Annotated in this window: 20 protein-coding genes; 10 read left to right on the forward strand and 10 right to left on the reverse strand. The window is 65.9% G+C overall.

Features of this window, described 5'->3' with window-relative positions; translation table 11 throughout:
• The first annotated feature begins 65 nt into the window (after window positions 1-65).
• Window positions 66-1274 (forward strand): sodium/glutamate symporter, encoded by a 1209-nt coding sequence (gene gltS / locus ACP15I_RS06135; RefSeq protein ID WP_424974372.1) that lies wholly within the window; start codon window positions 66-68, stop codon window positions 1272-1274.
• Here gltS and ACP15I_RS06140 read toward each other — a convergent pair.
• The gene (locus tag ACP15I_RS06140; RefSeq protein WP_424974373.1) at window positions 1271-4345 is read right to left on the reverse strand and encodes an efflux RND transporter permease subunit; all 3075 of its coding nucleotides are present in this window, start codon (window positions 4343-4345) and stop codon (window positions 1271-1273) included. The genes gltS and ACP15I_RS06140 overlap by 4 nt on opposite strands.
• Window positions 4346-4349: 4 nt before the next feature.
• Window positions 4350-5609, reverse strand: a complete 1260-nt coding sequence (locus ACP15I_RS06145) for an efflux RND transporter periplasmic adaptor subunit (protein WP_424974374.1) — start codon at window positions 5607-5609, stop codon at window positions 4350-4352.
• Between the two features lie 78 nt (window positions 5610-5687).
• On the opposite strand from ACP15I_RS06145, the gene ACP15I_RS06150 reads away from it, so the two are divergent.
• Both ACP15I_RS06150 and ACP15I_RS06155 read left to right on the forward strand, forming a co-directional pair.
• Complete coding sequence (locus tag ACP15I_RS06150) at window positions 5688-6134, forward strand: ion channel (RefSeq protein ID WP_424974375.1); 447 nt, start codon at window positions 5688-5690, stop codon at window positions 6132-6134.
• A 26-nt stretch (window positions 6135-6160) separates the two neighbouring features.
• Window positions 6161-7132 carry a D-2-hydroxyacid dehydrogenase family protein gene (locus ACP15I_RS06155; RefSeq protein ID WP_424974376.1) on the forward strand — a complete coding sequence of 324 codons (972 nt, stop codon included), beginning with the start codon at window positions 6161-6163 and terminating at the stop codon, window positions 7130-7132.
• On the opposite strand, the gene ACP15I_RS06160 is transcribed toward ACP15I_RS06155, so the two are convergent.
• Both ACP15I_RS06160 and ACP15I_RS06165 read right to left on the reverse strand, forming a co-directional pair.
• Window positions 7110-8135, reverse strand: coding sequence for an AbrB family transcriptional regulator (locus ACP15I_RS06160; RefSeq protein ID WP_424974377.1), 1026 nt, complete (start codon window positions 8133-8135; stop codon window positions 7110-7112). The two genes, ACP15I_RS06155 and ACP15I_RS06160, sit on opposite strands and share 23 nt — an antisense overlap.
• Window positions 8132-8785, reverse strand: a complete 654-nt coding sequence (locus ACP15I_RS06165) for a GntR family transcriptional regulator (RefSeq protein ID WP_424974378.1) — start codon at window positions 8783-8785, stop codon at window positions 8132-8134. The genes ACP15I_RS06160 and ACP15I_RS06165 overlap by 4 nt, the downstream gene beginning before the upstream one ends.
• Window positions 8786-8846: 61 nt before the next feature.
• Between ACP15I_RS06165 and tcuA the strand changes: the two genes are divergently transcribed.
• Window positions 8847-10325 carry an FAD-dependent tricarballylate dehydrogenase TcuA gene (gene tcuA / locus ACP15I_RS06170; RefSeq protein WP_424974379.1) on the forward strand — a complete coding sequence of 493 codons (1479 nt, stop codon included), beginning with the start codon at window positions 8847-8849 and terminating at the stop codon, window positions 10323-10325.
• A 287-nt stretch (window positions 10326-10612) separates the two neighbouring features.
• Entirely contained in the window at window positions 10613-11827 is a 1215-nt protein-coding gene (locus ACP15I_RS06175) for a serine hydrolase domain-containing protein (protein ID WP_424974619.1), read from the forward strand.
• Window positions 11828-11848: 21 nt separating this feature from the next.
• On the opposite strand, the gene ACP15I_RS06180 is transcribed toward ACP15I_RS06175, so the two are convergent.
• The 4 genes from ACP15I_RS06180 to ACP15I_RS06195 all read right to left on the reverse strand — a co-directional run bounded on the left by ACP15I_RS06180 (window position 11849) and on the right by ACP15I_RS06195 (window position 15901).
• Window positions 11849-12292 (reverse strand): RbsD/FucU family protein, encoded by a 444-nt coding sequence (locus tag ACP15I_RS06180; RefSeq protein ID WP_424967845.1) that lies wholly within the window; start codon window positions 12290-12292, stop codon window positions 11849-11851.
• A 74-nt stretch (window positions 12293-12366) separates the two neighbouring features.
• Entirely contained in the window at window positions 12367-13407 is a 1041-nt protein-coding gene (locus ACP15I_RS06185) for a substrate-binding domain-containing protein (protein ID WP_424967846.1), read from the reverse strand.
• A gap of 26 nt (window positions 13408-13433) precedes the next feature.
• Entirely contained in the window at window positions 13434-14444 is a 1011-nt protein-coding gene (locus ACP15I_RS06190) for an ABC transporter permease (protein ID WP_424974380.1), read from the reverse strand.
• Window positions 14441-15901 (reverse strand): sugar ABC transporter ATP-binding protein, encoded by a 1461-nt coding sequence (locus tag ACP15I_RS06195; RefSeq protein ID WP_424974381.1) that lies wholly within the window; start codon window positions 15899-15901, stop codon window positions 14441-14443. Before ACP15I_RS06195 ends, ACP15I_RS06190 begins: the two co-directional genes overlap by 4 nt.
• A 186-nt stretch (window positions 15902-16087) precedes the next feature.
• Here ACP15I_RS06195 and mtnK point away from each other — a divergent pair, with 186 nt between their 5' ends.
• The 5 genes from mtnK to ACP15I_RS06220 are packed head-to-tail and all read left to right on the forward strand — an operon-like array spanning window position 16088 to window position 21236.
• A complete protein-coding gene (gene mtnK / locus ACP15I_RS06200) occupies window positions 16088-17347 on the forward strand; it encodes an S-methyl-5-thioribose kinase (protein WP_424974382.1) in 1260 nt (419 codons plus the stop codon).
• On the forward strand, window positions 17344-18447 hold the full coding sequence (mtnA, locus tag ACP15I_RS06205) for an S-methyl-5-thioribose-1-phosphate isomerase (RefSeq protein WP_424974383.1): 1104 nt from the start codon (window positions 17344-17346) through the stop codon (window positions 18445-18447). Before mtnK ends, mtnA begins: the two co-directional genes overlap by 4 nt.
• 3 nt (window positions 18448-18450) lie before the next feature.
• Entirely contained in the window at window positions 18451-19449 is a 999-nt protein-coding gene (locus ACP15I_RS06210; protein WP_424974384.1) for a sugar-binding transcriptional regulator, read from the forward strand.
• Window positions 19446-20144 carry a class II aldolase/adducin family protein gene (locus ACP15I_RS06215; protein ID WP_424974385.1) on the forward strand — a complete coding sequence of 233 codons (699 nt, stop codon included), beginning with the start codon at window positions 19446-19448 and terminating at the stop codon, window positions 20142-20144. Before ACP15I_RS06210 ends, ACP15I_RS06215 begins: the two co-directional genes overlap by 4 nt.
• Window positions 20145-20156: 12 nt before the next feature.
• Window positions 20157-21236 (forward strand): aldo/keto reductase, encoded by a 1080-nt coding sequence (locus tag ACP15I_RS06220; protein WP_424974386.1) that lies wholly within the window; start codon window positions 20157-20159, stop codon window positions 21234-21236.
• A 39-nt stretch (window positions 21237-21275) separates the two neighbouring features.
• On the opposite strand, the gene ACP15I_RS06225 is transcribed toward ACP15I_RS06220, so the two are convergent.
• Both ACP15I_RS06225 and ACP15I_RS06230 read right to left on the reverse strand, forming a co-directional pair.
• Window positions 21276-21854, reverse strand: coding sequence for a c-type cytochrome (locus ACP15I_RS06225; protein WP_424967854.1), 579 nt, complete (start codon window positions 21852-21854; stop codon window positions 21276-21278).
• A complete protein-coding gene (locus tag ACP15I_RS06230; protein WP_424974387.1) occupies window positions 21851-23116 on the reverse strand; it encodes a PQQ-dependent sugar dehydrogenase in 1266 nt (421 codons plus the stop codon). Before ACP15I_RS06230 ends, ACP15I_RS06225 begins: the two co-directional genes overlap by 4 nt.
• Window positions 23117-23174 lie beyond the last annotated feature (58 nt).

Genomic DNA, 23174 nt, shown 5'->3' on the forward strand with positions numbered 1-23174 from the left:
ATTTCCTTGCAATCAGCGGGCGGCAGGGCGAAACCCCGGGGCGATGCGTCACCCCGGAGGGCCCCATGCCTGACATCCTCGTCCCCGCCTTTATCTCGGTCACGATTGGCCTTTTGGTCTATTTCGTGGGCGCGTTCCTCACCCGCAGCCTGCGGCTTTTGAAGGATTACAACATCCCCGAACCGGTTTCGGGTGGGTTGGCGGTGGCCCTCGTGACCTGGGCGGTCTTCGCGCTGAGCGGGCGGCAGATCGTCTTCGATCTGGCGGTGCGGGACTACCTTCTGGTGCTGTTCTTCGCCTGTATCGGATTGAACGCGCGCTTTGCGGATCTGCTGCGCGGCGGTCGGCTTCTGGGGGTGCTGCTGGCGCTGACGGTGGGCTTCATGCTGCTGCAGAACGCGGTCGGCTATCTCGGTGCGCTGCTCTTTGATCTGCCGACACCGGTCGGGGTACTGCTGGGCTCTGCCTCGCTGATCGGCGGGCATGGCACGGCCATCGCCTGGGGGCCGCAAATCGAAGAGATGACGGGCTTTGACGCCGCCTCCGAGCTGGGGATCGCGGCGGCGACGCTGGGACTGGTGCTGGCCGCGACCATGGGCGGGCCGATCGCCAAACGGCTGATCGACCGCCACGGGTTGCGCGGCGAGGAAGACGCGGCCCCGGTGGTCGGGCTCGAATTCGAGGACCCCGGCGCGCCCAGCGAGGTGGTCAACCATATCAGCCTGATGCGCGCCATGCTGGCGGCCCATGTGGCGATCCTGCTGGGCTATATCGCCCATGTGGCGATCCTCGAGGCGGGGGTGCAACTGCCACTCTTCGTGCCCTGCCTGCTGGTGGGGATCGTGATGTCGAACACCATTCCCTACCTGCTGCCACGGCTGACATGGCCAGCGGGGAGCCGTGCGCTGGCCGTTGTCTCGGATTACAGCCTTTCGGTCTTTCTGGCCATGTCACTCATGAGCATGCAGCTCTGGACACTGGTCGAGCTGGGCGGGCCGATCCTCGGGGTGCTGGTCCTGCAGGTGGCGATGACCACGGCCTTCATCTTCCTCGTGGTCTTTCCGGCCATCGGGCGCAGCTTCACCGCTGCCGTGCTGAGCGCGGGGTTTGCGGGATTTGCCCTCGGGGCCACGCCCACGGCAATCGCGAACATGTCCTCGGTGACGAAACGCTACGGGGCAGCACCGCTGGCCTTCATCGTGCTGCCCCTGGTCTCGGCCTTCTTCGTGGATCTGGCCAATGCCTTTGTGATCCGGGTTTTCGTCGGCCTCTAGCCTGCCGCGCCTTCGGTCTCTTCCGCGCGGACGCGGAAGAAGATCGTGTAAAGCGTCGGCACGATGATAAGGGTGAGGACCGTGGCAAAGCTCAGCCCGCAGATGATCACCACCGCCAGCGACTGGAAGAACGGATCCCAAAGCAGGGGCACCACCCCGAGCACCGTGGTCAGCACGCCGAGCACGACGGGGCGCACGCGGCTGACGGCGGCGTCCACCACCGCGGACATGCGCGCCTTCCCATCGGTAATCTGACTGTCGGTCTCGTCGATCAGAACGATGGCATTCTTGATCAGCATCCCGGTCAGGGACAGCACCCCGAGGATGGCCATGAATTCCAGCGGTGTTCCGGTCAGCGCCAGTCCCCAGATCACCCCGATCAGGGCCAGAGGCACCGTCAGCCAGATGATCAGCGGTTGTTTCACAGCGTTGAAGAGCAGGATCACCACGAGGATCATGGCCCCGAACCCGAGCGGCATGGTCGAGGCGAGACCGGCATTGGCCTCTTGCGAGTTGCCGTATTCACCCTCCCAGCTGAGCGTGTAGCCCGGGGGCAGGGGGATGTCCTCGATGGGGCCGCGGACCTGCTCGAAGAGATCGCCCGACAGCACACCGGGCGCGTTGTCCGATTGCGCGGTGATGGTCAGTTGCCGGTCAACCCGGCGCAGGTTGCCCGCCTCGAACACTACGTCGAAACGGTCCACGACCTGCGAAATCGGGATATAGCCGCCGGTCACCTGACTGAAGACCTGCACATTGCGCAGCCCGCTGACATCGTTGCGATCCGATTCTCGCGGCCGCATCACCACATCCAGCAACTCGTCGCCCTCGCGGAACACCCCCAGGGTGATCCCGTTTAGATGCCCGTAAAGCGCGTTCGAGATATCCGCCTGCGAAAGGCCAAGTCGCCGCGCGCTGTCAGTATCGATCCTGGGTTCGATCACCGGGACCTGCTCGCGCCAGTCATCCTTGATCGCGATGGCGCCATACTCGGCCATCACCTCCTTGGCCTGGTTCGCCAGGGCGCGCAGGGTGGCCGCATCGGGGCCGCTGAACTGCGCCTCGATCTTGGAGCCGCCGCCCGGGCCCAGCGTGAATTGCCAGACCTTGGCCGTGGCCTCCGGGAAGCGGTCATCGACCCAGCTCTGCAATTCATCCACGAGCTCCGAGATCTGGTCGAAGCTCTCCACATCCACCAGCACCTGTCCATAAGAGCTGTCCGGATCCTCGGATTCGTAGATCAGCATGAAACGCTGGTGCCCGCTGCCCACGGCGGTGTTCGTGCCGGTCACACCGGCCAGAGTGCGGGCATGGGCGTCGATTTCCAGCACGTCTTCGCGGGTGCGCGAGATATCGGTGCCCTTGGGCAGGAAGTAGTCGACCACGAATTGCGGCCGCGTCGAGGTCGGAAAGAAGCCCGGCGGCACCTGACTGAACATCGCGATGGCCGAGGCAAAGAGGGCCACGACCAGCACCACCGTGCCATAGCGGAAGCGGATCGCCTTGGCGAGCAGGCCGCGATAGGCGCGCAGGGCGCGGTTCTCGGGTTTGGGGGCTGGGAGATTGCCGTCCTCGGACGGCGCGGGCGGCTTGAGCAGGAGCGAACAGAAATAGGGCGTCAACCAGATCGCCACCAGCCAGGAGAACAGCAGCGAGATCGCGATGGTCCAGAACAGGCTGCCTGCGTATTCCCCGGTATTGTCCGGCGAGAATCCCACGGGCGAGAAGGCGAGAAAGCCCACCACGGTCCCGCCAAGCAGGGGCCATTTCGTTTGATTCACCACGGCCACGGCGGCCTTGGCGGTGCTCTCGCCTTTCTGGACACGGACCAGCGTGCCCTCGACCACGACGATCGCGTTGTCCACCAGCATCCCCAGGGCGATGATCAGCGCCCCGAGCGAGATCCGCTGCATGTCCAGCCCGTAGAGCAGCATCCCGAAGAGGGTCCCTGCCACGGTGATCAGCAGGATCCCCCCCATCAGCAGGCCCGAGCGCAGGCCCATGAAGATCATCAGCGTCCCGACAACGATCACAAGGGCCAGCACCACGTTGCCCACGAAGTCGTCGACCGAGACCTTCACGCTGTCGCTCTGGTCCGAAATCGGCAAAACTTCGATCCCGATGGGTCGTTCCGAGATGTTCTCGGCCATCCGCTCTTTCACGGCGACGCCCATATTCACGACATTGCCGCCCAAGGTGTTCGAGATGCCGATCCCGATGGCGGGCCGACCGTCGCGATAGATCAGCCCGGCGGGCGGGTCCACGAGACCGCGTTTGATCTCGGCGATATCGCCAAGGCGGAACAGCGCGCCGTTCTCGGGATTGGTGATAATCAGGTTCGCGATGGCCTCGCTTGACGAGACCCCGTCCGGCACGCGGATTTCCAGCCGCGTCTGTCCCGCCTGGATCGAGCCGCCCGGGATCACGAGGTTCTGACCCTCAAGGATCTGCGAGACCTGCTCGGAGGTAAGCCCCAGCTCGATCAGCCGGGCCGAGGAGTACTCCACATAGATCACCTCGTCCTGAACGCCGTTCAGAACCACCTTCGAGACGCCATCTACCGTGACAAGAAGGCGCTGTAACTCCTTGGCGTAGTTGTAAAGATCCGTGATCGTATAGCCGTCGCCCACCACCGCGAAATAGAGCGCGAAAACATCCCCGAAATCGTCATAGACCTGACTGGTCAGGGCGTTGGGGGGCAGGTTCGGTTGCGCATCGTCGATCTTGGCCCGCATCTGGGCAAAGCGCTGATAGAGCGTGTCGTAATCAGGCACGGAGGGGATATTGAATTCCACCATCACGTTGCTCAGCCCCGGCGACGAGACCGAGCGCACCTCGAGCACGCCCTGCAATTGCTGCAGCGCATCCTCGATCACCTCGGTGACCTCTTCGGCCACCTCCTCGGCGCCCGCCCCGGGATAGGGGGTGATGATCTGGGCTTGCCGGATGATGAATTCCGGGTCCTCGAAGCGTGGCAGCGTCGAGTAGGCGTAATAGCCGGCAATCAGGATCAGGATCGTGGAGACCGCTGAGATGACCCGCTTTTTCAGTGCGAAATCTGCGAGATCCACTGGCTCAGCCCCCGATCTTCGTGACCGGGCGGATCGTCATGCCCTCCATGATCTGGCTCACTCCGGCGGCCACAACCGTATCTCCGGCGGCAAGCCCGTCCTCCACCGCGACCTTGTCGCCTTCGGCCTCGCCGAGGGTGATGGGCTGGCGGCGCACGGTATTGTCCTCCAGCACCTGCCAGACAAATGGGCTGCCGCCTGGGTCGGCGGCAAGGGCGGTGAGCGGGATCAGCAGTTTTTGACCATTGCCCGGCGCCGAAGAGAGGACACGCCCCACCATGCCCGGAAGGATCGCCGCGTTCTCCGGCGGGACCACCGCCACGCGTCCGCGATAGGTCTGGGTCGCGCTGTCGGCCTGGACCGAGAATTCCACGATCTCGCCGTCGAAGATGTCTCCGGGCAGGGCGTCAAAGGTCACCTTGTTGCGGATATTCTCCTGACCATTGGCCGAGAGCGCGGTGACATCCGGTCCCGGCACGTCGAAGAGAAGATGCACAATCTGCAGGTTCTGCAGCAGCGCCACGCTCTGTCCCGCCTGCACGATGGTGAAGCTGTCGATATCGCGCCGCGCGATGATCCCGTCAAAGGGGGCGCGCAGGGTGGCATCATCCAACTGGTCGCGGGCGATCTGGATTTCCGTCTCAAGCCCGCGCAGCACGGCCTCTGCGGCCTGGATATCCTCCGGGCGTCCGCCGGATTGCCCGATGGCAAGCTGTTCCTGCTGGGCGCGCAGATTGGCCTGTGCGACCCGCAAATTCGCCTCATCCCCCTCGAGCTGCGCTGTGGAGGCCACGCCCCGTTCGGTCAGCTGCCGTGTTCGGGCTGCCTGTTCCTGAGCCTGCTCGAGCTGAGCCTCGGCGGACGCGACTGCGGCCTCGAGTGCGGCGACCTCTTCGACCCGGGCACCGATGCGCAGCGCCTCGAGCTGAGCTGCGGACTGGTCGCGCTGGCTTTCAAGCTGGGCAACCCGGCGTTCGAAATCGCGCGGGTCGATCTGGGCGATCACATCGCCCTTGACCACGCTGGTTGCGGCCCGGATCGGCAGATCGACCACCGGCCCGCTGACCCGGAAGGAGAGCTCAACCTCATCGGAGGGCAGAACGATGGCCGGATAGGTCCGGGTCACCTCGCTTGCGGTCTGTTCGACCACGGCCACCTTGGCAGGGCGCGGAATGTCCTGCGCCGCGCTGTCCTGCGCGGCCAGACCCAGAGGCATACCGGTGAGCGCAGCGGTCACAAAGACACGCGCGATTAGCTGGTTCATCATCCGGGGCTCCATCGTTATAGACTTTCCAGTACGCTTGCAGTGTTTACCACGCCAGTCAAACTGGAAAGGACGCCAATGACGATGACCGCCCAGGTTCTGTTGGGAAGCTGCTTTCTGACAGTGTGCGCTCTGGTCCATGTGGGGTTCATGGCCTTGAGCATTCCGGCAATGGCAACTGTCCATAAGCGGTTCCATCATAACGGAAAAGTGGTGCGATCGGCGCTCTTGCTGTCGCTGGCGCTGATGATCATCGTGGCCGCGCACACGATCCAGATCTGGACCTGGGCCTTTGCCTTTACGAGCGTCGGGGCCTTCGACGACATCGCCGCGAGTTTCTATTTCGCGACCGTCACCTACACGACCCTCGGCTACGGGGATCTCACGCTGGGCGAGGGGCTGCGGATCTTTGCGACCTTCGGAGCGATCACCGGGTTGCTGACCTTCGGCATCAGCACGGCCTTTCTCATCGCGGTCATCGGGCGGCTCCTGCCGCCGGAGGATCTCGGGCCCGGGCATCTCTAGACGCTGCCGAAAAGGGGGGAGGCCAGGTGAAGGTTCATATTCTCGACGATTGGTTCGACACCCTGCGGGGCCTGCCCTGTTTTGACCGGTTGGCCGGGCATGACGTCACGGTCTGGACCGATCATATGGCCGACCGCGCCACGCTGGCCGCGCGTCTGGCCGAGGCCGAGGCGCTGGTGCTGTTTCGCGAACGCACCGCGATCGACCGAGAGCTGCTCGCGCGGATGCCGAAGCTGCGCCTGATTTCCCAGCGCAGCACCTATCCCCATATCGACGTTCCGGGCTGTACCGCGCATGGGGTGCTGCTCTGTTCGAAGATGAAGGGCGGGGGCGGGCCGAATTATGCGGCGGTCGAGCTGACGCTGGCCTTGATGCTGGCCAGCGCCCGGGACCTGCCGGCGCAAGTGGCGTCGCTGCGCGCAGGGCAATGGCAGGCGGGCGTCGGGCGGACCCTCCGGGGGTGCCGGCTGGGGCTTCTGGGCTATGGTCGGATCGCCCGCGCGGTGGCGGCCTCTGCCGAGGCTCTGGGCATGACGGTACAGTGGTGGGCCTCAGAGGGCAGTCGGGATCGGGCCCGCGCCGATGGCGCGCAGGTCGCGTCCTCGCGCGCAGAGTTCTTTGCGAGCTCGGATGTGGTCAGCCTCCATCAGCGGCTCACGCCCGAGACCCGGGGTGGGGTCAGCGCGGCGGATCTGGCGGCCATGGCGCCGGGCAGTCTTCTGGTGAACACCGCCCGCGCCGGGCTGATCGCGCCCGGCGCGCTCGAGGCTGAGATTGCCCGGGGCCGGATCCGGGCCGCAGTGGATGTCTTCGACACCGAGCCGCTGACCGACCCGTCCCATCCGCTCCTGACCCATCCCAACGTGATTGCCACGCCTCATATCGGCTTTGTCACAGAGGAGGAGTATGCGCTGCAATTCGCGGATATCTTCGATCAGGTGGCGGCCTTTGCGGCGGGCGCGCCGATCCACATGATCAACCCGGAGGTTTGGGGCTGAGCCAGCGCGCGGCGACCGGCGCCCCGACGATCACGGTCACGATCCGCAGGATGTGATGGGCGATGACAAAGGCCATATCCGCCCCGGTCAAGAGCGCCAGCACGGTCATCTCGGCCTGCCCGCCTGGCGCGAAGGCCAGAAGCGCGTCGAGCGGCGGGGCGAGCCCGAGCAGGATCACCGCCTCGGTGAAGATCAGCGCCAGAACCAGAAGCACCACGCAGAACCCCAGCGCCGCGAGCACGTCGCGCCGCACCTCGGGCCCGGTGACGCCCGCGTATTTCGCGCCCACGGTCATCCCGATGAAGAATTGCGCGGCCCAGATCGCTTCCGCGGGCGGACGGTAGTGCAGGATGCCCAGCATGGCGAGGATTCCGGCGGCGATCATCGGGCCGAGGATCGACGCTCCGAAGAGACCGACGCGCCGGGCAACCTGCCAGCCGACGAGTCCGGCAAGGACCATCAGGGCAAGCTGCGCGGCGGGGATGCTCGCGGCCGGGGCGCCGGGCGGGTTGGACAGATCCACCTCCCAGCCCCATTCCAGCACGAAGGGCAGGATCGTCACGATGACCATGACCCGTGTCGCGTGGATCAACGAAAGGGCGCGCACATCACCGCCCGCCTCCTCGCCGAAGACCAGCATGTCCTGCAGGCCCCCGGGCATGGCCGAGTAATAGCTGGTCGCGAAGTCGAAGCCCCAGAGGCGCTGGAAATAGGGCACCCCGATCACCGCCGAGAGTGCGATCAGCACCGGGATCATCAACAGCGTCGGCCACATCGCCGCCATCGAGAGCACCACCGACAGGCTCAGCGTCGCGCCCACTGCCACGCCCAGAACCGCGCGCATCGCCTCGTTCACCGGCTTCAACCCGCGCAGATCCAGCCCCAGCAGACCGGCGATCAGGCAGGCAGCAATCGGCCCGAGCAGCCAGGGCAGGGGCAGGTCCAGCGCCGTGAAGACGGCAACCCCCAGCAAGGCGATCGCATATGTCCGCAGCAGGATCACAGCGCGCGCATCACAGCGAGACGGTGGCGCAGGGAGGTTTCCAGATGGGCCTCGGCCGCCGCACCCGCTGCGGCTTCATCCCCCGCGCGGATCGCATCGATGATCGCATCATGCTGGTGGCAGACCGTCTCGATCCGGGCCTCGTCGGCCAGCGTCGTCGGGCCCAGCAGCAAGAGCGCGTTGTTCAGCACCCGCGCCGCCTCCAGCAGGAAGCGGTTGCGCCCGGCGCGGTAGAGCACCTCGTGGAATTGCTGGTTGATCGCGGCGGCCCGCTGACTGTCGCCCTGGCAGGCGGCGATCTGGGCGTTCAGCGCGGCCAGCTCATCCACCTGCGCGCCCACGGCATGTTTCGCCGCAAGCTCCGAGGCGGTCCGCTCCAGCACCAGCCGCATCTCGTAAAGCTCGACCACCTCGGCATGGCTCAGCTGGCGAATGACCGCCCCGATCCGGGCCTTGTGCTCGACAATGCCATCGGCCTCCAACCGGCGCAGCGCCTCGCGGATCGGCGTGCGCGACAGGGACAGACGCTCGGCGATATCAACCTCGCGCAGGCGGTCTCCGGGGGCGTAATGCCCCGCGCGAATGGCCTTGAGCAGAGCGGCATAGGCCGCGCCGCCCTGGTTGAGTTCGGGGTTGTCCTTGCGTGTCACGGTCTGGTCATCCAGTATTGTATCCGATTGGATACAATATTTGTATCGGATGGAGGACAAGATGTCAAAGCATGTGATCGTCGTCGGCTCGGGAAATGCGGCCCTGTGTGCAGCCCTCGCAGCACTGGAGGAGGGGGCCGATGTGCTGATCCTCGAAAAGGCGGATGCGGAACTGGCCGGAGGCAACACGAAATACACTGCCGGGGCGATGCGCTTTGCCTATGACGGTCCCGCGGATCTGATGCCGCTGATCCGGGACCGGGCGGATCCGCGACTGGCGCGCACGCGGTTCGGCAGCTACCCCAAGGCGCAGTTTGCCGAGGATCTGCTGGGGTTCAATGACGGGCGCCCGCTGTCGCCCGAACAGACCCGACTGGTCGAGCACTCTCTTGACACCCTTCACTGGCTGGCGCGCCACGACGTCACCTTCGAGCCGATCTGGTCACGCCAGAGTTTCGAACGCGATGGTGAGATCGTGTTCTGGGGCGGGCTGGCCCTCGCTGCCCGGAACGAGGGGGTGGGCCTGTTCGAGATGGAGCTGGCGACGGTGAAACGCCTGGGCGGACGGTTGCGCTGCGGGGCGGGGGTGACGGGGCTCGTGACCGAGGGCGACTGGGTCACAGGGGGGCGCGTGGGGGACGAGACGCTGACCGCCGACGCGGTGGTTCTCGCCTGTGGCGGGTTCGAGGCCGACCCCGAGCTGCGCGCGCGCTGGATGGGCGGCAACTGGCGCAACGCCAAGGTGCGGGGCACGCCCCATAACACCGGCGACGGGCTGCGCATGGCGCTCGATATCGGGGCGGCGCGCCACGGGCTCTATGAGGGCTGCCACGCCACGCCCATGGATCTGCATATGGCGGATTTCGGCGGGCTGCATCTGCCCCCGTCCGAGCGCAAGAATTTCCGCAAGATCTGCTATTTCCTGGGAGTGATGCTCAACGCGGACGGGGCGCGGTTTGTGGATGAGGGCAAGACGTTCCGCAACTACACCTACGCGCAGTTCGGGCGCGCGGTGCTCGACCAGCCGGGGCATTTCGCCTGGCAGATCTTCGATGCCAAGGTCGATCCGCTGCTCTATGGCGAGTATCATTTCGAGGAGGCGCATTTCGTCGAAGCCGATAGCCTTGTGGGGCTGTGCGCCAAGCTCGAAGGGGTGGACCAACTGGCCGCGCTGGCCACGTTGAACGCTTTCAACGCGGCGGTGGATCGCGAGACACCCTTCGACCCCACGGTGCTCGACGGCAAATCCGCGCCCGGGCTGCCCGTGCCCCGATCGAACTGGGCGCAGGTCCTCGATACGCCGCCCTTCCGGGCCTATCCGGTCACGGGCGGGATCACCTTTACCTATGGCGGGCTCGCCGTGTCGGACCGGGGCGCGGTGCTGCGCGAGGATGGGCGCGAGATCGACGGGCTCTATGCCTGCGGCGAGATGGTGGGCGGGGTGTTCTACGAAGGCTATCCCGGAGGGTCGGGCCTCACCTCGGGCGCGATCTTCGGGCGTCTGGCTGGCGGGTCGGCGGGGCGCGCCGCGCGCCCGTGAGCCATGGGGCGCCGCGATGGCGGGCGATGGTTTCGGGGGCTTTCGGATCGGCTGCGGCGCTCCGGCGGGCCGCCTTGACGTGGCCCGGATAGTGACGCCGATCACCCGATCCCGCCGCGCGACAGCGCGCGCAATCGCCCTAGATCTTCGGCAGACGCAAATCGAAAGGAGCCCCCATGCGCAGCATCTTTCTGGCGGCCGCCCTTGGCCTGTCATTCCTGACCGTACCCGCCGCGGCGCAGTTGCCTGCGGGGACGCTCTCGGCGCAGGACAGCGATCCGCGCGTGATGGGCTGGATGCAGGGATTTCCCCCGCCGCCGGACAAGCAGATCACCCAGCCGGATTCGGTGTATTTCAGTTTTCCGCGCCTGCGCTGGTCCGTCTGTCACCTGCGGGAGTTTCTGCCCACAGAAGAGATCAGCCGGGGCCTTGGGGCACCGCGCCCCTTGCCGCGCCCACCCGCCGAGGGGCTGGCGCGCCTGCGGGCCGAGATCGACGCGCTGCAGTTTCAGCCGCTGGGCGATGGGAACCCGATGACCTGGGAGGCGGCATTCCACGCCAACTACACGGATGGGATGCTGATCCTGCACCGGGGCGAGATCGTCTATGAGCGCTATGCGGGCTGTCTGGCCGAGGATGGCAAGCACGCGATCATGTCCATGACCAAGTCGATCACCGGCCTGCTGGGACAGATCCTGGTGGCCGAGGGCGTGCTGGATGAGACGGCCTTGGTGCGCGACATCATCCCCGAGATCGGTGACAACGCCTTCGCCTCCGCCACGGTGCGGCAGGTGATGGATATGACCACCGGCGTGGCCTATTCCGAGGATTACGCGGACCCGGAGGCGGATATCTGGCGCTATTCGGCGGCGGCCAGCCCCTTGCCGAAACCGGCGGGGTATTCCGGGCCCAACGGCTATTGGCAGTACCTGCAGCAGGTCGCGCCCGAGGGGCGGCATGGCGAGGCGTTTCACTACAAGACCATCAATTCGGACATGCTGGGCTGGCTGATCAGCCGGGTGACCGGGCAATCGGTCACCGAGCTCGCCTCGGCGCGGCTCTGGCGGCCCATGGGAGCCGAGCAGGACGCTTATCAGACCGTGGACGGGCTGGGCGTGCCCTTTGCCGGGGGCGGGGTCTCGGCGGGGCTGCGGGATCTTGGGCGGCTGGGGCAGCTGATGCTCGACCGGGGGCGGGTGGGCGATGCTCAGCTCTTTGCGTCCGAGGTGGTAGACCGGATCGCCGCCGGGGGGGATCGCGCGAAGTTCAGCGGTTTCGCGGCGCTTGAGGGCGGCAGCTACACCAGTCAGTGGTGGGTGTTCCACAACGCGCACGGTGCTTATGCGGCGCGCGGGGTGCATGGCCAGACGATCTACGTGGATCCGACAGCGCAAATGGTGCTGGTGCGGCTCGCCTCCTATCCGCTGGCGCAGAACGGGTTCATCGACCCCACATCGCTGCCGGCCTATCAGGCTGTGGCCGAGTACCTGATGGCGCGCTGAGCCCGCCTGCGCACGGAGCGTCTAGAAGATCACGCCCTTGCGCAGGATGAAGCAGCCAAAGGGCCGGTCCTCGCTGCATTGCACCACGGCGAAACTGCCCCCGGCGCGGTCATAGAAGGCCTGTCGCTCGATGCTTTCCAGCAGGCCGCCCTCGGGCAGGCGTGGACGCAGCAGGTCCCAGACCGCCTTATGGGCCTCGGACAGGGTGTCGGGCTGATCGTCGATCTGCATCCGCAGGGCGGAATGGCTGTGGAAATTGTCCAGCGGCATGAGCTGCGTGATCAGATCTGCAACCTCCAGCGCGTCATGGCCCGGATACTGGATCACATCCGGCTCGATGCAGCCCGCCGCCGACCATGTGGCCGGGTAATTGCGGTCAGCGATGACGATCTCGTCGCCATGGCCCATCCGGGCGAGGGTCGAGATCAGTTCGGGTGTGGTGCGGGGGTCAATTCCGATCAGCATGGCGGGCTCCGGTCAGGAAAAGGGTGGGCCCGGTCCCGCGCGTTGCGGATCCGGGCCCGGGGGATGGTCGAGGGTCAGCGCGCGGGCAGGGGCATCCAGTCTGCCATGGCCACATCGGCATGCTGGAATTGCGGCATCTTCGCGCCGAGATCCTCCATGTTGCGGATGTTCTCGTCGTTCAGGAAGGTTTGCGTGATCAGGGTCGGCGGCACGATCACCGAGGCCCCCGGGTTCTCGCCCGCCAGCATCAGTGCCAGTGCCCGGACCGAGACCTCGCCGACCACGGCGGGGTTGGTGGCGACGGTGGCTTTCCACGCGCTGCCCGGCTCGCGCATCAGCGCAATGTCAGCGGTCGAGATATCGGCGGAATAGATGCTCATATCCCCGCTCAGGCCAAGCTCGTCCGTGGCGATCTTCACCCCCTTGGCGAACTCGTTATAGGGCGCGAAAAAGACCGAGATCTTGGGGTTGGCCTGCAGGGCCGCGCGGGCCTGATTGGCGTTCGAATTGGCAATCGGGTTGTCGAGCGTGCCGATCCGCGCGGCCTCCGAGATGCCGAGATTGGCGGCCTTGACCTCTTCCCAGGCCACGTGGCGCCGGTCGAGCGGGGCGATGCCGGGCACGTAGACATAGCCAGCGTCGAACGCGTCGCCATTATCGGCAATCGCCTGCTCGAGGGCGAGCTTGCCCAGCAGGTAATCCGATTGCTCGATCTGCGGGATCGCCTCGTTTTCCACGTTCACATCGAAGGCCACGACCTTGATACCCGCATCCACGGCCCGCTGGGCGGCCTCGCGCATGGACTCGGTCAGCCCGTGCTGGATCACGATCCCGTCCACGCCAAGGGCAATCGCCTGGTCCACCATATCCGCCTGCAGCGCCGCATCCTGCCGGCTGTCGAGCACGCGCAGGTTCACGCCAAGGGCGGCGGCCTGTTTCTCGACACCCGAGAGATAGGCCTGAAAGAAGTCGCCCGTGGACAGGTAGCGCACCAACGCGATGGTGACGTCCCCGGGATTGTCGAGCGGCGCCGGGGCCGTTTGCGCCGTGGCAGCGCCCGCGCCGAGGGCGAGGCTCGCCGCGCCCGTCAGGGCCATGAAGTGACGTCTCAGCATGATGATATCCTCCCTATCGCTGATGGTCAGTGCCCTGCGCCCGTGCGGCGCGAGGACAGGTAGAATGTGAAGACAAGTGCGGCGACCAGCACCGCGCCCTTCACGAAATCCTGGGTGTAGTAGGGCGCGTTCATCATGGTCATGCCCTGTAGCAGGATCCCCACGAAGAGCGCTCCGATGGCGGTGCCGAATGCATTGGGCCGGGCCGCGCCGAGCACGGCAAAGCCGATCAGGGCGGCGGCCACGCTGTCGAGCAGCAGGTTGTTGCCGCTGGCGATGTCTCCGCGTCCGAGCCGAGCGGCCAGAAGGATCCCGCCGATGGACGCGGTCACGCCCGAAATCATATAGGCGGCGATCTTGTAGCGGTTGACCGGCGTGCCCACGAGCCCGGCGGCCCGCGCGTTCGACCCGATGGCATACATCAGCCGCCCGTGCCGGGTGAAGCCGAGGAACAGCCAGATCAGCACCGCGATCCCGAGGAACACAACCACAGGCATGGGCAGCAGTCGCTCGATGAACAGATCGAACCGATGCCGCCCGAGCCACAGAAACGCCGCCGAGAAGGTGCCCTCGGCAAATTGGCCATCGCCAAGGCTCATCCCCGTGGCAATCGAATTGCCCTGGGTCGGGATGCGTTGCAGCCCGATCAGCAGGAACATCATGCCCAGCGTCGCCAGCAGGTCCGGCACCCGGAATTTCACGATCAGCAGCCCGTTGATCAACCCGACCAGCGCCCCCATCCCGAGGCAGAGCGCCACGGCGATAATCGTCGGATGCTCGAGGATCACCATGGAATAGGCCGACAGCATCAGCGCCGAGGTCGCCACCGCCCCGATGGACAAATCGAACCCGCCCACCACCAACGTGCAGGTCACCCCGAGCGCAAGGATGCCGGTGATCGCCACCGACTGCAGCACGAAAGCCGCAGAAAGCGGGCCAAAGAACCCCGGTGCCGCGACGCTGAAATAGATGATCAGCCCCACCAGCAGGATGAGAAAGCCGTAACGGATGGCGAAATCGAGAAGTCGGTCTGTCATGACATGGGGCCTGTCGCTGGGACTGCGGCGCCGGAGATGTTCGAGACGAGCGCCGCGAGGTCGATATTCTGGTTCACATGTTCGCCGACCACCTCGCGTTCATGGAGGACGACGATCCGGTCGGCGATCTCCAGCGCCTCGTCGATCTCGGCGAGAAAGACGAGCGTGGCCCGACCCTTGGCGGTGGCGCGGATATGGCGGCCGATATCCCGGCGCGCGCCGATATCGACGCCTTGGAACGGTTCGTCGAGCAAGAGCACGCGGGCCGGCTGCAAGAGCCAGCGGGCGATCATCACCTTCTGCTGGTTGCCGCCCGAGAGCGTGCCGATCCCGTCGCGCACGGATTGGCAGACGATGCCCAGCTCCTCGACCATCTCCTGCGCCCGCGCGCGCTGGCGCCCGGCGCTGAGAAACGCGCCCGCGCTGAGGCTGCGCAAGAAGGGCAGGGTCATGTTGTCGGCAATGTCGAAATCCGGGATCACCGCATTGGTGCCGCGATCCTTCGGGGACATGAAGACACCCTGGGCAATCGCGTCTTCGACAGATCCGGGGCGGTAGGGCGCACCGGCGATCTGCATCTCGCCGCCCGGGGGCTGGCAGATGCCGAACAGGATTTCGGCCAGCCTGCTCTTGCCGCTGCCCAGAAGGCCGACAAGGGCAACGACCTCGCCATCCCGCGCCTCGAGCGTGACGGGGGCCCCGCCCGGCGCGAGCCGCAGATCCGAGAGCCGGAGGATGGGGCTCGTGCCGGGGGCGAGCTCCACATCCACCTCGGTCATCCGGTGGCCGAGCATGGCCGTCACGGCGGCTTCGTAATCGAGCGGAGCGGTTTCGAAACTGCCAGAGATCGCACCGTCGCGCATGACGATGATCCGGTCCGCGAGGCGGCGGATATCGGACATCCGGTGCGAGATATAGAGGATCGCGACCCCCTGATCCCGCAGTCGGTCGATCAGTGCAAAGAGCCGGTCCGCCTCGGTCGCCGAGAGCGACGAGGTCGGCTCGTCGAGGATCAGCACCTTGGGGGCCCGGGCCATGGCGCGGGCGATGGCGATCATCTGGCGATCCGCGACCGACAGGTCCGAGACCCGCGCCTTCAGATTGACCTCGATCCCCATGGCGGCGGCGACCTTGGCCGCCTCGGCGCGCAGCCGTTTTTCACGCACAAAGAGCCCGTGTCCACGCTCCACGAGACGGTCGAGCATCAGGTTGTTGGCCACGTCCAGATCCGGGATCACTCCGTCATCAATGGATTGGTGCACCGTCACGACGCCCTGGCTGATCGCGTCCGCCGCATCCGAGGGCGCGAACCCTGCGCCCGCCAGCGTCATGGTCCCGCCATCCGCCGCGTGATGGCCGCAGATGATCTTCACCAGGGTCGATTTGCCCGCCCCGTTCGCCCCCATGAGCACGGTCACCGACCCTGCCCGCAAGGACAGGTCGATCCCCCGGATCACATGGTTCCTGCCGAACGATTTTTGCAAACCGATTACGTTGAGCGCGTCAACCGCCACCCGTTTCCTCCCCCTTGGTGTCGGTCACGGTAGGCGCGGAGAAATACATTTGTCAAACGAATTGACATAAGTATAAATTGAAAGCTACGCAGAAGAGCGACGGCATGAGAGCGGACAGGGAGGGCGCTGATGACGACAGGCGCGGCGTATGAGGCATTGACGGTGGAAACACTGCCGGACCGCCTTGCAGGGATCGCGGTTCTGGCGGCCAAAGTTGGGCCAGAGGCCGGCGCGTGGCAGGTCGAGGAAGTGGGCGACGGTAACCTGAACCTTGTGTTCATCGTCTCGGGGCCTGCGGGAAAAGCCATTGTGAAACAGGCGCTTCCTTACGTGCGTCTTGTGGGCGACAGCTGGCCCCTGCCGCTCTACCGCGCTTTCTACGAACATCACGCCCTGACCCGTCAGGCTGCGCGCGACCCCGGATCCGTGCCCGAGATCTATCACTTCGACGAGGCGCAGGCGCTGATCGTGATGGAGTTTCTCGCCCCCCATGTCATCCTGCGACGCAAGCTGATCGCGGGCGAGCATGTGGCGGGGCTCGCGGGGTTTCTCGGCCGGTTCTGCGCGCGCACGGCCTTTCGCGGCTCCGAGCTGTCCATGGCCAGCGGCGACAAGAAGGCGGATGCGGCGCTCTTTGCGGGCAATGTCGAGATCCCGGCGATCACCGAGGCGCTGGTCTTCACCGATCCGTATTTCGAGGCGGAGATGAACAACCACACCGAAGGGCTGGGCCCGGTGGTGGCCGAGCTGCGCGGGGATGTGGCGCTCAAGATCAAGGCGCAGCGCGCGCTGCAGCGCTTCGTTTCCAATGCCGAGACCATGGTCCATGGGGATCTGCATTCCGGCTCCATCATGTCGACCGCAGATGACAGCCGGGTGATTGATCCAGAGTTTGTGCAATACGGGCCGCTCGGGTTTGACATCGGGATGCTCTGCGCGAATTTCCTGATGGCCTATTTCAGCCAACCCGCCCATCGCGGCGCTGAGCTTGAGACATATCAGGCCTGGATCCTCGGCCTGATCGACGAGACCTGCGCCACTTTCGAGACCGAGTTCCGGCACCTGTGGCAGACCGAGCGCACGGGGATCCTCTATCCCCGGACGCTGTTCGAGGATCAGGGCCATGACAGTGGTCCTGCCTGCGCCGAGGTGCTGGCGGGGATCTGGCGCGACGCATGGGCGGTCTGCGGGATCGAGATGCACCGACGCTGCCTGTCCCTGGCGCATAACGCCGATTTCGAAGAGATCGCCGACCCGGCGATCCGCGCCCCTCTGGAGGCGCGCAACCTGACGATGGGGGCAGCGTTGATCCACGCTGCCGATGGGGGGCTGACAGCCGCCGAGGTCTGCGCCATGGCGCGGGAATTCAATGGAAAGGACGTTCTATGAAGATCGACGGCACGCATTACCGATCCCTGTGGTGGAACGCCGAGAAGGGCGTTCTGGAGATCATCGACCAGCGCTGGCTGCCCCATGAATTCCGCGTGGTCCCGGTGGCCAGCATGCAGGATTACGCGGATGCGATTTTCCAGATGCGGGTGCGGGGCGCGCCGCTGATCGGGGCAACGGCGGCCTATGGCATGGCGCTGGCCATGGCCGAGGATCCCTCGGACGGGAATATGGATGCGGCCTGGACCTTCCTCGAGAAAACCCGGCCCACGGCGATCAACCTGCGTTGGGCGCTGGATCGGTGCCGGGCGGCCCTGCGGCCTCTGGCCGAGGGCGACCGGGCGGCGGCGGCGCTCACGCTGGCCCATGAGATCGCGGATGAGGATGTCGAAATCAACCGCCAGATCGGCGAGCATGGTCTCGCCCTGATCCGCGAGATCGCGGCGAAAAAACCCGCCGGAGAGCCTGTGCGCCTGCTGACCCATTGCAATGCGGGTTGGTTGGCGACGGTGGATTGGGGCACGGCCACGAGCCCGATGTATCATGCCCATGATGCGGGGATCGCGCTGCAGGTCTGGGTGGACGAAACCCGTCCGCGCAATCAAGGCGCGCTGACCTCGTGGGAGCTGGGCAAGCATGGCGTGCCGCACACCTATATCACCGACAATGCGGGCGGGCATCTGATGCAGCACGGCATGGTGGACATGGTGATCACCGGCACGGATCGCACGACCCGGCAGGGCGATGTCTGCAACAAGATCGGCACCTATCTCAAGGCGCTCGCAGCGCGGGACAATGACGTGCCCTTCTATGTGGCGCTGCCATCGCCGACCATCGACTGGACCGTCACCGATGGCGTGGCCGAGATCCCCATCGAAGAGCGCGACAGCCGCGAGATCACCCATATTCAGGGCCGGACCGAGGCGGGCGCGATTGGCGCGGTGCAGGTTACGCCCGATGGCACGCCGGGCGGAAACCCGGCCTTTGACGTGACGCCGAACCGGCTGGTGACCGGGTTGATCACCGAGCGCGGGGTCTGCGAGGCGTCGGCGTCCGGGCTGGCCGGGCTGTTTCCGGATTTCGCGCAGGCGGCGCAGTAACGCGTGCCGGCACAGGTCCTTCCACCGGCAAAGGCGCGCGGCGCGGCGGATCCCGCCCGGCTCGCGCCGCGGGACGATGCGCCCTTCATCGAGGCGGCCTGGCTCTATTACCATGACGGTCTGAACCAGACCGAGATCGCCGAGCGGATGCGGATCAGCCGGGCCTCGGTCGTGAATTACCTCAACGAAGCGCGGGCGCGGGGTTGGGTGCGACTGCATCTGGACAGCGATGTGTTTCGCGGCCACAGGCTCGCCGCCGAGCTTTGCGCGGTCTACGGTCTGGCCGAAGCGTTGGTCATTCCCGATGACCCCGCCGAGCCCGAGGGGGCGGCCCGGGTCACCCAGGCTGCCGCCGACTGGCTGCCGCGCCTGCTGGAGCCCGGCGACCGGCTGGGCGTCTCCTGGGGGGCGACGGTCTATCAGATGGCGCAGAAGGTGCCGCCCGATCCGATCCCTGACCTGACGGTGATCCAGCTTCTGGGCTCGCGCCCGGCCGCGCTTGGTTTTGCCGCTGAGACCTGCACGGCGATGCTGGCCCAGCGTTTGGGGGGGCAGTGCATCAACCTGCATGTGCCCCTGATCCTGTCGAACAAGACCCTGCGCGATGCGCTGTGCGACGAGCCCGTGGTCCGGTCCCAGCTCGAAGCGCTGGCGGGCTGCAACAAGACCGTGCTGGCCTGCGGGACCTGTGATGGCGATGCCCATGTGGTGCGCAGCGGGATCCTGAGTGCCGAGGCGATTGCAGGCTACCGCGCCAAGGGGGCCACGGGCGTGATCTGCGGACGGCTGATCGATCAGGCGGGTGCGCCCATGGTGACCGAGGTCGAGGAGCGGATGATCGGGGTCACGCTCGACCAGATGCGCGGCAAGGATATGGCCCTGCTGGTGGCGGCTGGCCCAGGCCGGGCAGAACCGGCCCGCGCCGCCCTGCGCGGTGGTTTTGTCACCCATCTCGCCACCAGCACCCGGATCGCCCAAGACCTGTTGGAGAGAACCCCATGAGCCCGACGCCCGCCCCACCACCCGCCGCCCCGCTGCCCGATACGACCGAGACCCGTCAGGCGCTGATCGATGCCTGCCTGTGGATGAATGCGCGCCACCTCAATCAGGGGACCTCGGGCAATATCTCGGCCCGCATCGCGGAAGGCATCCTCATCACCCCCTCGGGTGTGCCCTATGAAGAGCTGACGCCGGAGGCGATGGTGACGATCCCGCTGGCGGATCTGCCTCCGGCCTCCGGGCCGAAACCGTCCTCGGAATGGCCCTTTCATCAGGGGATGCACCAGGCCCGTCCGGATATGCCCGTGGTCCTGCACGCTCATCCACCCTATTGCAGCGTGCTCGCGGTGCAGCGCCGGGCGATCCCGCCCTGCCACTACATGATCGCGGCCTTTGGCGGCCATGACGTGCCGCTGGCGGATTACGCGCTGTTCGGCAGTCCTGAGCTCTGCGCGAACATGGCCGAGATCATGGCCGATCGCCATGCCTGCCTCATGGCCAATCACGGGGCGACCGTGCTGGGCGAGACCATCGAGAAGGCCCGCTGGCGCCTCGAAGAGCTTGAGACCCTCGCGCGGACCTATCTCTTCAGCAGCATCGGCGGCGCGGCCCAGCTTCTGAGCGAGGCTGAGATCGCCGAAGTGCTCGTGGCCTTTCAGAGTTACGGGCCACGCAATGACACAGAGACAGCAAGCTAGGGGAGGCGCGCCATGCAATACCGCATGCTCGGACGGACGGGGCTCAAGATCTCGGTCATCACCATGGGAACCTTCACCTTCGGCGGGCAGGGGGCCTTCGGGCGCACCGCCAGTCAGGGCGTGCCCGAGGCGCGCAAGCTGGTCGACACCTGCCTCGATCACGGTGTGAACATGTTCGACACCGCGAACATGTATTCCACCGGCCTGTCAGAAGAGATCCTTGGCGAGATCCTCAACGGGCGCGATGACGATGTGCTCGTCACCTCCAAGGCGCGGATGCCCATGGGGGCAGGGCCCAACGACGAGGGCGTCTCGCGCTGGCACCTGATCCGGGAATGCGAGCGCTCGCTCAAGCGGCTGCGCCGGGACTATATCGACCTCTACTACATGCATGAATGGGATGGCCTTACCCCGGTCGAGGAGAAACTTGCCGCCCTCGACACGCTCATCCAGCAGGGCAAGGTGCGCTATGCCGGGTGCTCGAACTACTCCGGCTGGCAGGTGATGAAATCCCTCGCCGCGGCACCGAGCCATGCCAGTCGCTTTGTCGCCCAGCAGATCCACTACACGCTCGAAGCGCGGGAGGCGGAATACGAGCTTCTACCGCTCTCGGTGGATCAAGGGCTCGGCGTGCAGGTCTGGTCGCCGCTCGCGGCGGGGCTCTTGTCGGGCAAGCACCAGCGCGGCGCGGGGCTCGCCGAAGGCTCGCGGCAGGCTCAGGGCTGGGACGAGCCGCCGATCCGCGACATGGAACGGCTCTGGACGATTGTCGATGCCCTGACCGAGATCGGCGAGGCCCATGGCGTCGAGGCCGCGCAGGTCGCACTTGCCTGGTTGCTGACCCGTCCGGCGGTGGCCTCGCTCGTGGTGGGCGGACGCATGGCGGACCAGTTCGAGCGGAACTTCCGGGCGGTGGATCTGGTGCTGTCGGAGGAGGAGCTGACCCGGCTGAACGATGTGAGCCGTCTGCCGCTGCTTTATCCTTATTGGCACCAGCATAACTTCGCGCGGCCCCGGTTCAGCCCGGCGGATCAGGCGCTCCATGCGGATTACCCGGACCGCCATTACGGCGGCGAAGACGGTCTGATCTGAGGCGGTGGGGGAGGCCCTGGTCAGGGCCGGCCCCTTCGGTCATTCGGCGGGCTGGATGTCCAAAGTGATGTTGGCGTACCACTCCGCCAGGGCCCGGATTTCCTCATTGCTGAGATCCGCCGAAATCTCGGTCATGATCTCATGCTGGCGTTTGCCGCTGCGAAAGGCCTTGAGCTGCGTGTCGATATAGATGTTCACCTCGCCGGCCAGATTGGGCGCATCGAGCAGGACCGAGATCCCGTCCGCGCCATGGCAGGACACGCAGGCCGCCGGGGCCTGTTCGGCGCTCACCCCCTCGGGCAGGGTGGCCACGACCCGGTGGTTCGCATACCAGGCCGACACGTCCGAAATCTGCTGCGCCGAAAGCCCGGAGGCCACCACGCTCATCATCTCATGGGCACGCGCCCCGGTCTTGAAGGCCATGAGCTGCGCTTCGAGATATTCCTTCGGCTCGCCGCCGATATGGGGGGCGATCGGGATCGCCGCATAGCCGTCCACCCCGTGACAGGTTCGGCACATATTGGCGATCTTGCGGCCCGCGGCGGGGTCGCCCGCGAAGACGGGGGTCCCCCCGGCGAGCATCAGCCCGCCGAGAAGAGTGATGGCGACAAGCCTCATTGAGCGGCCATGCCCACATAGGCGATGCGCCAGATCGCGCCTGCGAAGTCGTCGGAGATCAGCATGGAGCCATCGGGCAGGAACTCGATATCCATGGGACGTCCGCGATATTCGCCGGTCTCTTCATTGAGCCAGCCATCGGCAAAGACCTCGGCCCCGACCGCGTCGCCAGTTTCCGGATCCAGCGCGGTGAACATCACCCGGGCGCCCACGGGCTCGGTCCGGTTCCAGGACCCATGCTGGGCCCAAAAGATGCCGCCGTGATACTGCTCGGGATAGCTGCTGTCATGGTAGAACCGCATGCCCAGATCCGCCGCATGGGCGGTCAGTTCAAGCTGCGGCTCGACAAAGCTCACGCCCTCGGGACGGGGCGCATCGCTTTCCGAGATGATCTCGATCCGGCTGTTGGTCCAGGGGAAGCCGAAATGCTGGCCCGCTTCGGTCTGCCGGTTCAGCTCGCCCGGCGGGATGTCGTCGCCCATGCCGTCGACCTGGTTGTCGGTCCACCACAGCTCGCCCGTGGCCGGGTTGAAATCCTGCCCCACGGAGTTGCGCACGCCGCGGGTATAGACCTCGCGCTCGGACCCGTCGGTGTTCATGCGGATGATCCCGCCGATGCCGATCTCGTCATAGAGCTCGATCTTGTCCACGGGCTGCACGTTATGCGGTTGGCCAAGCGAGACATAGAGCTTGCCATCCGGGCCGATATCGCAGACCCGCGCCGAGTGGTTGAAGCTCTCTTCCTCCTCGGGGATCAGCTCGCCCTGAGCGACGACCGTGCCCACGGCGATATCCGGGCTCTCAAAGAAGAACTCCGCCGCCGGGAAGACGAGGATGCGGTTGCGCTCGGCAATATAGAGGAACCCGTCCGGCGAGAAGCAGGGGCCGTTCGGGATGTCGAAGGTCACCGAGGGGGCGAAGTCCTTGACCTCATCGGCCACCCGGTCCCGGTCGCGGTCCACGATCGCCCAGACCTTGTCCTTGCGTGTTCCGGCAAAAAGCACCGTGCCCTGCGGGGCCATGGCCATGGAACGTGCATCCGGCACCACGGCATAGAGGCTCACCTCGAACCCGTCGGGCACGTTGATATGCTCCAGGATGTTGGTCAGCGCAGTGGCGCGTTCTCCTTCCTGATCGATGAAGGTGAAGGTCGCGTCGGTCTTCTGCATGTTGCTGAGTTTTTCCATGTTGTCCTGGGCCAGGGTTGGGCCAGTCAGCATGGTTCCGAGCAGCAGCCCGGCAATACAGGATTTGTAAGTCATATTTTCCTCCCAATGTCTCATCAAAGCCCGCCGAGATCTGTGTGTCGGTCGTGCTCCA

This window comes from Dinoroseobacter sp. S124A (genome assembly GCF_049801015.1).
Classification (GTDB): domain Bacteria; phylum Pseudomonadota; class Alphaproteobacteria; order Rhodobacterales; family Rhodobacteraceae; genus Dinoroseobacter.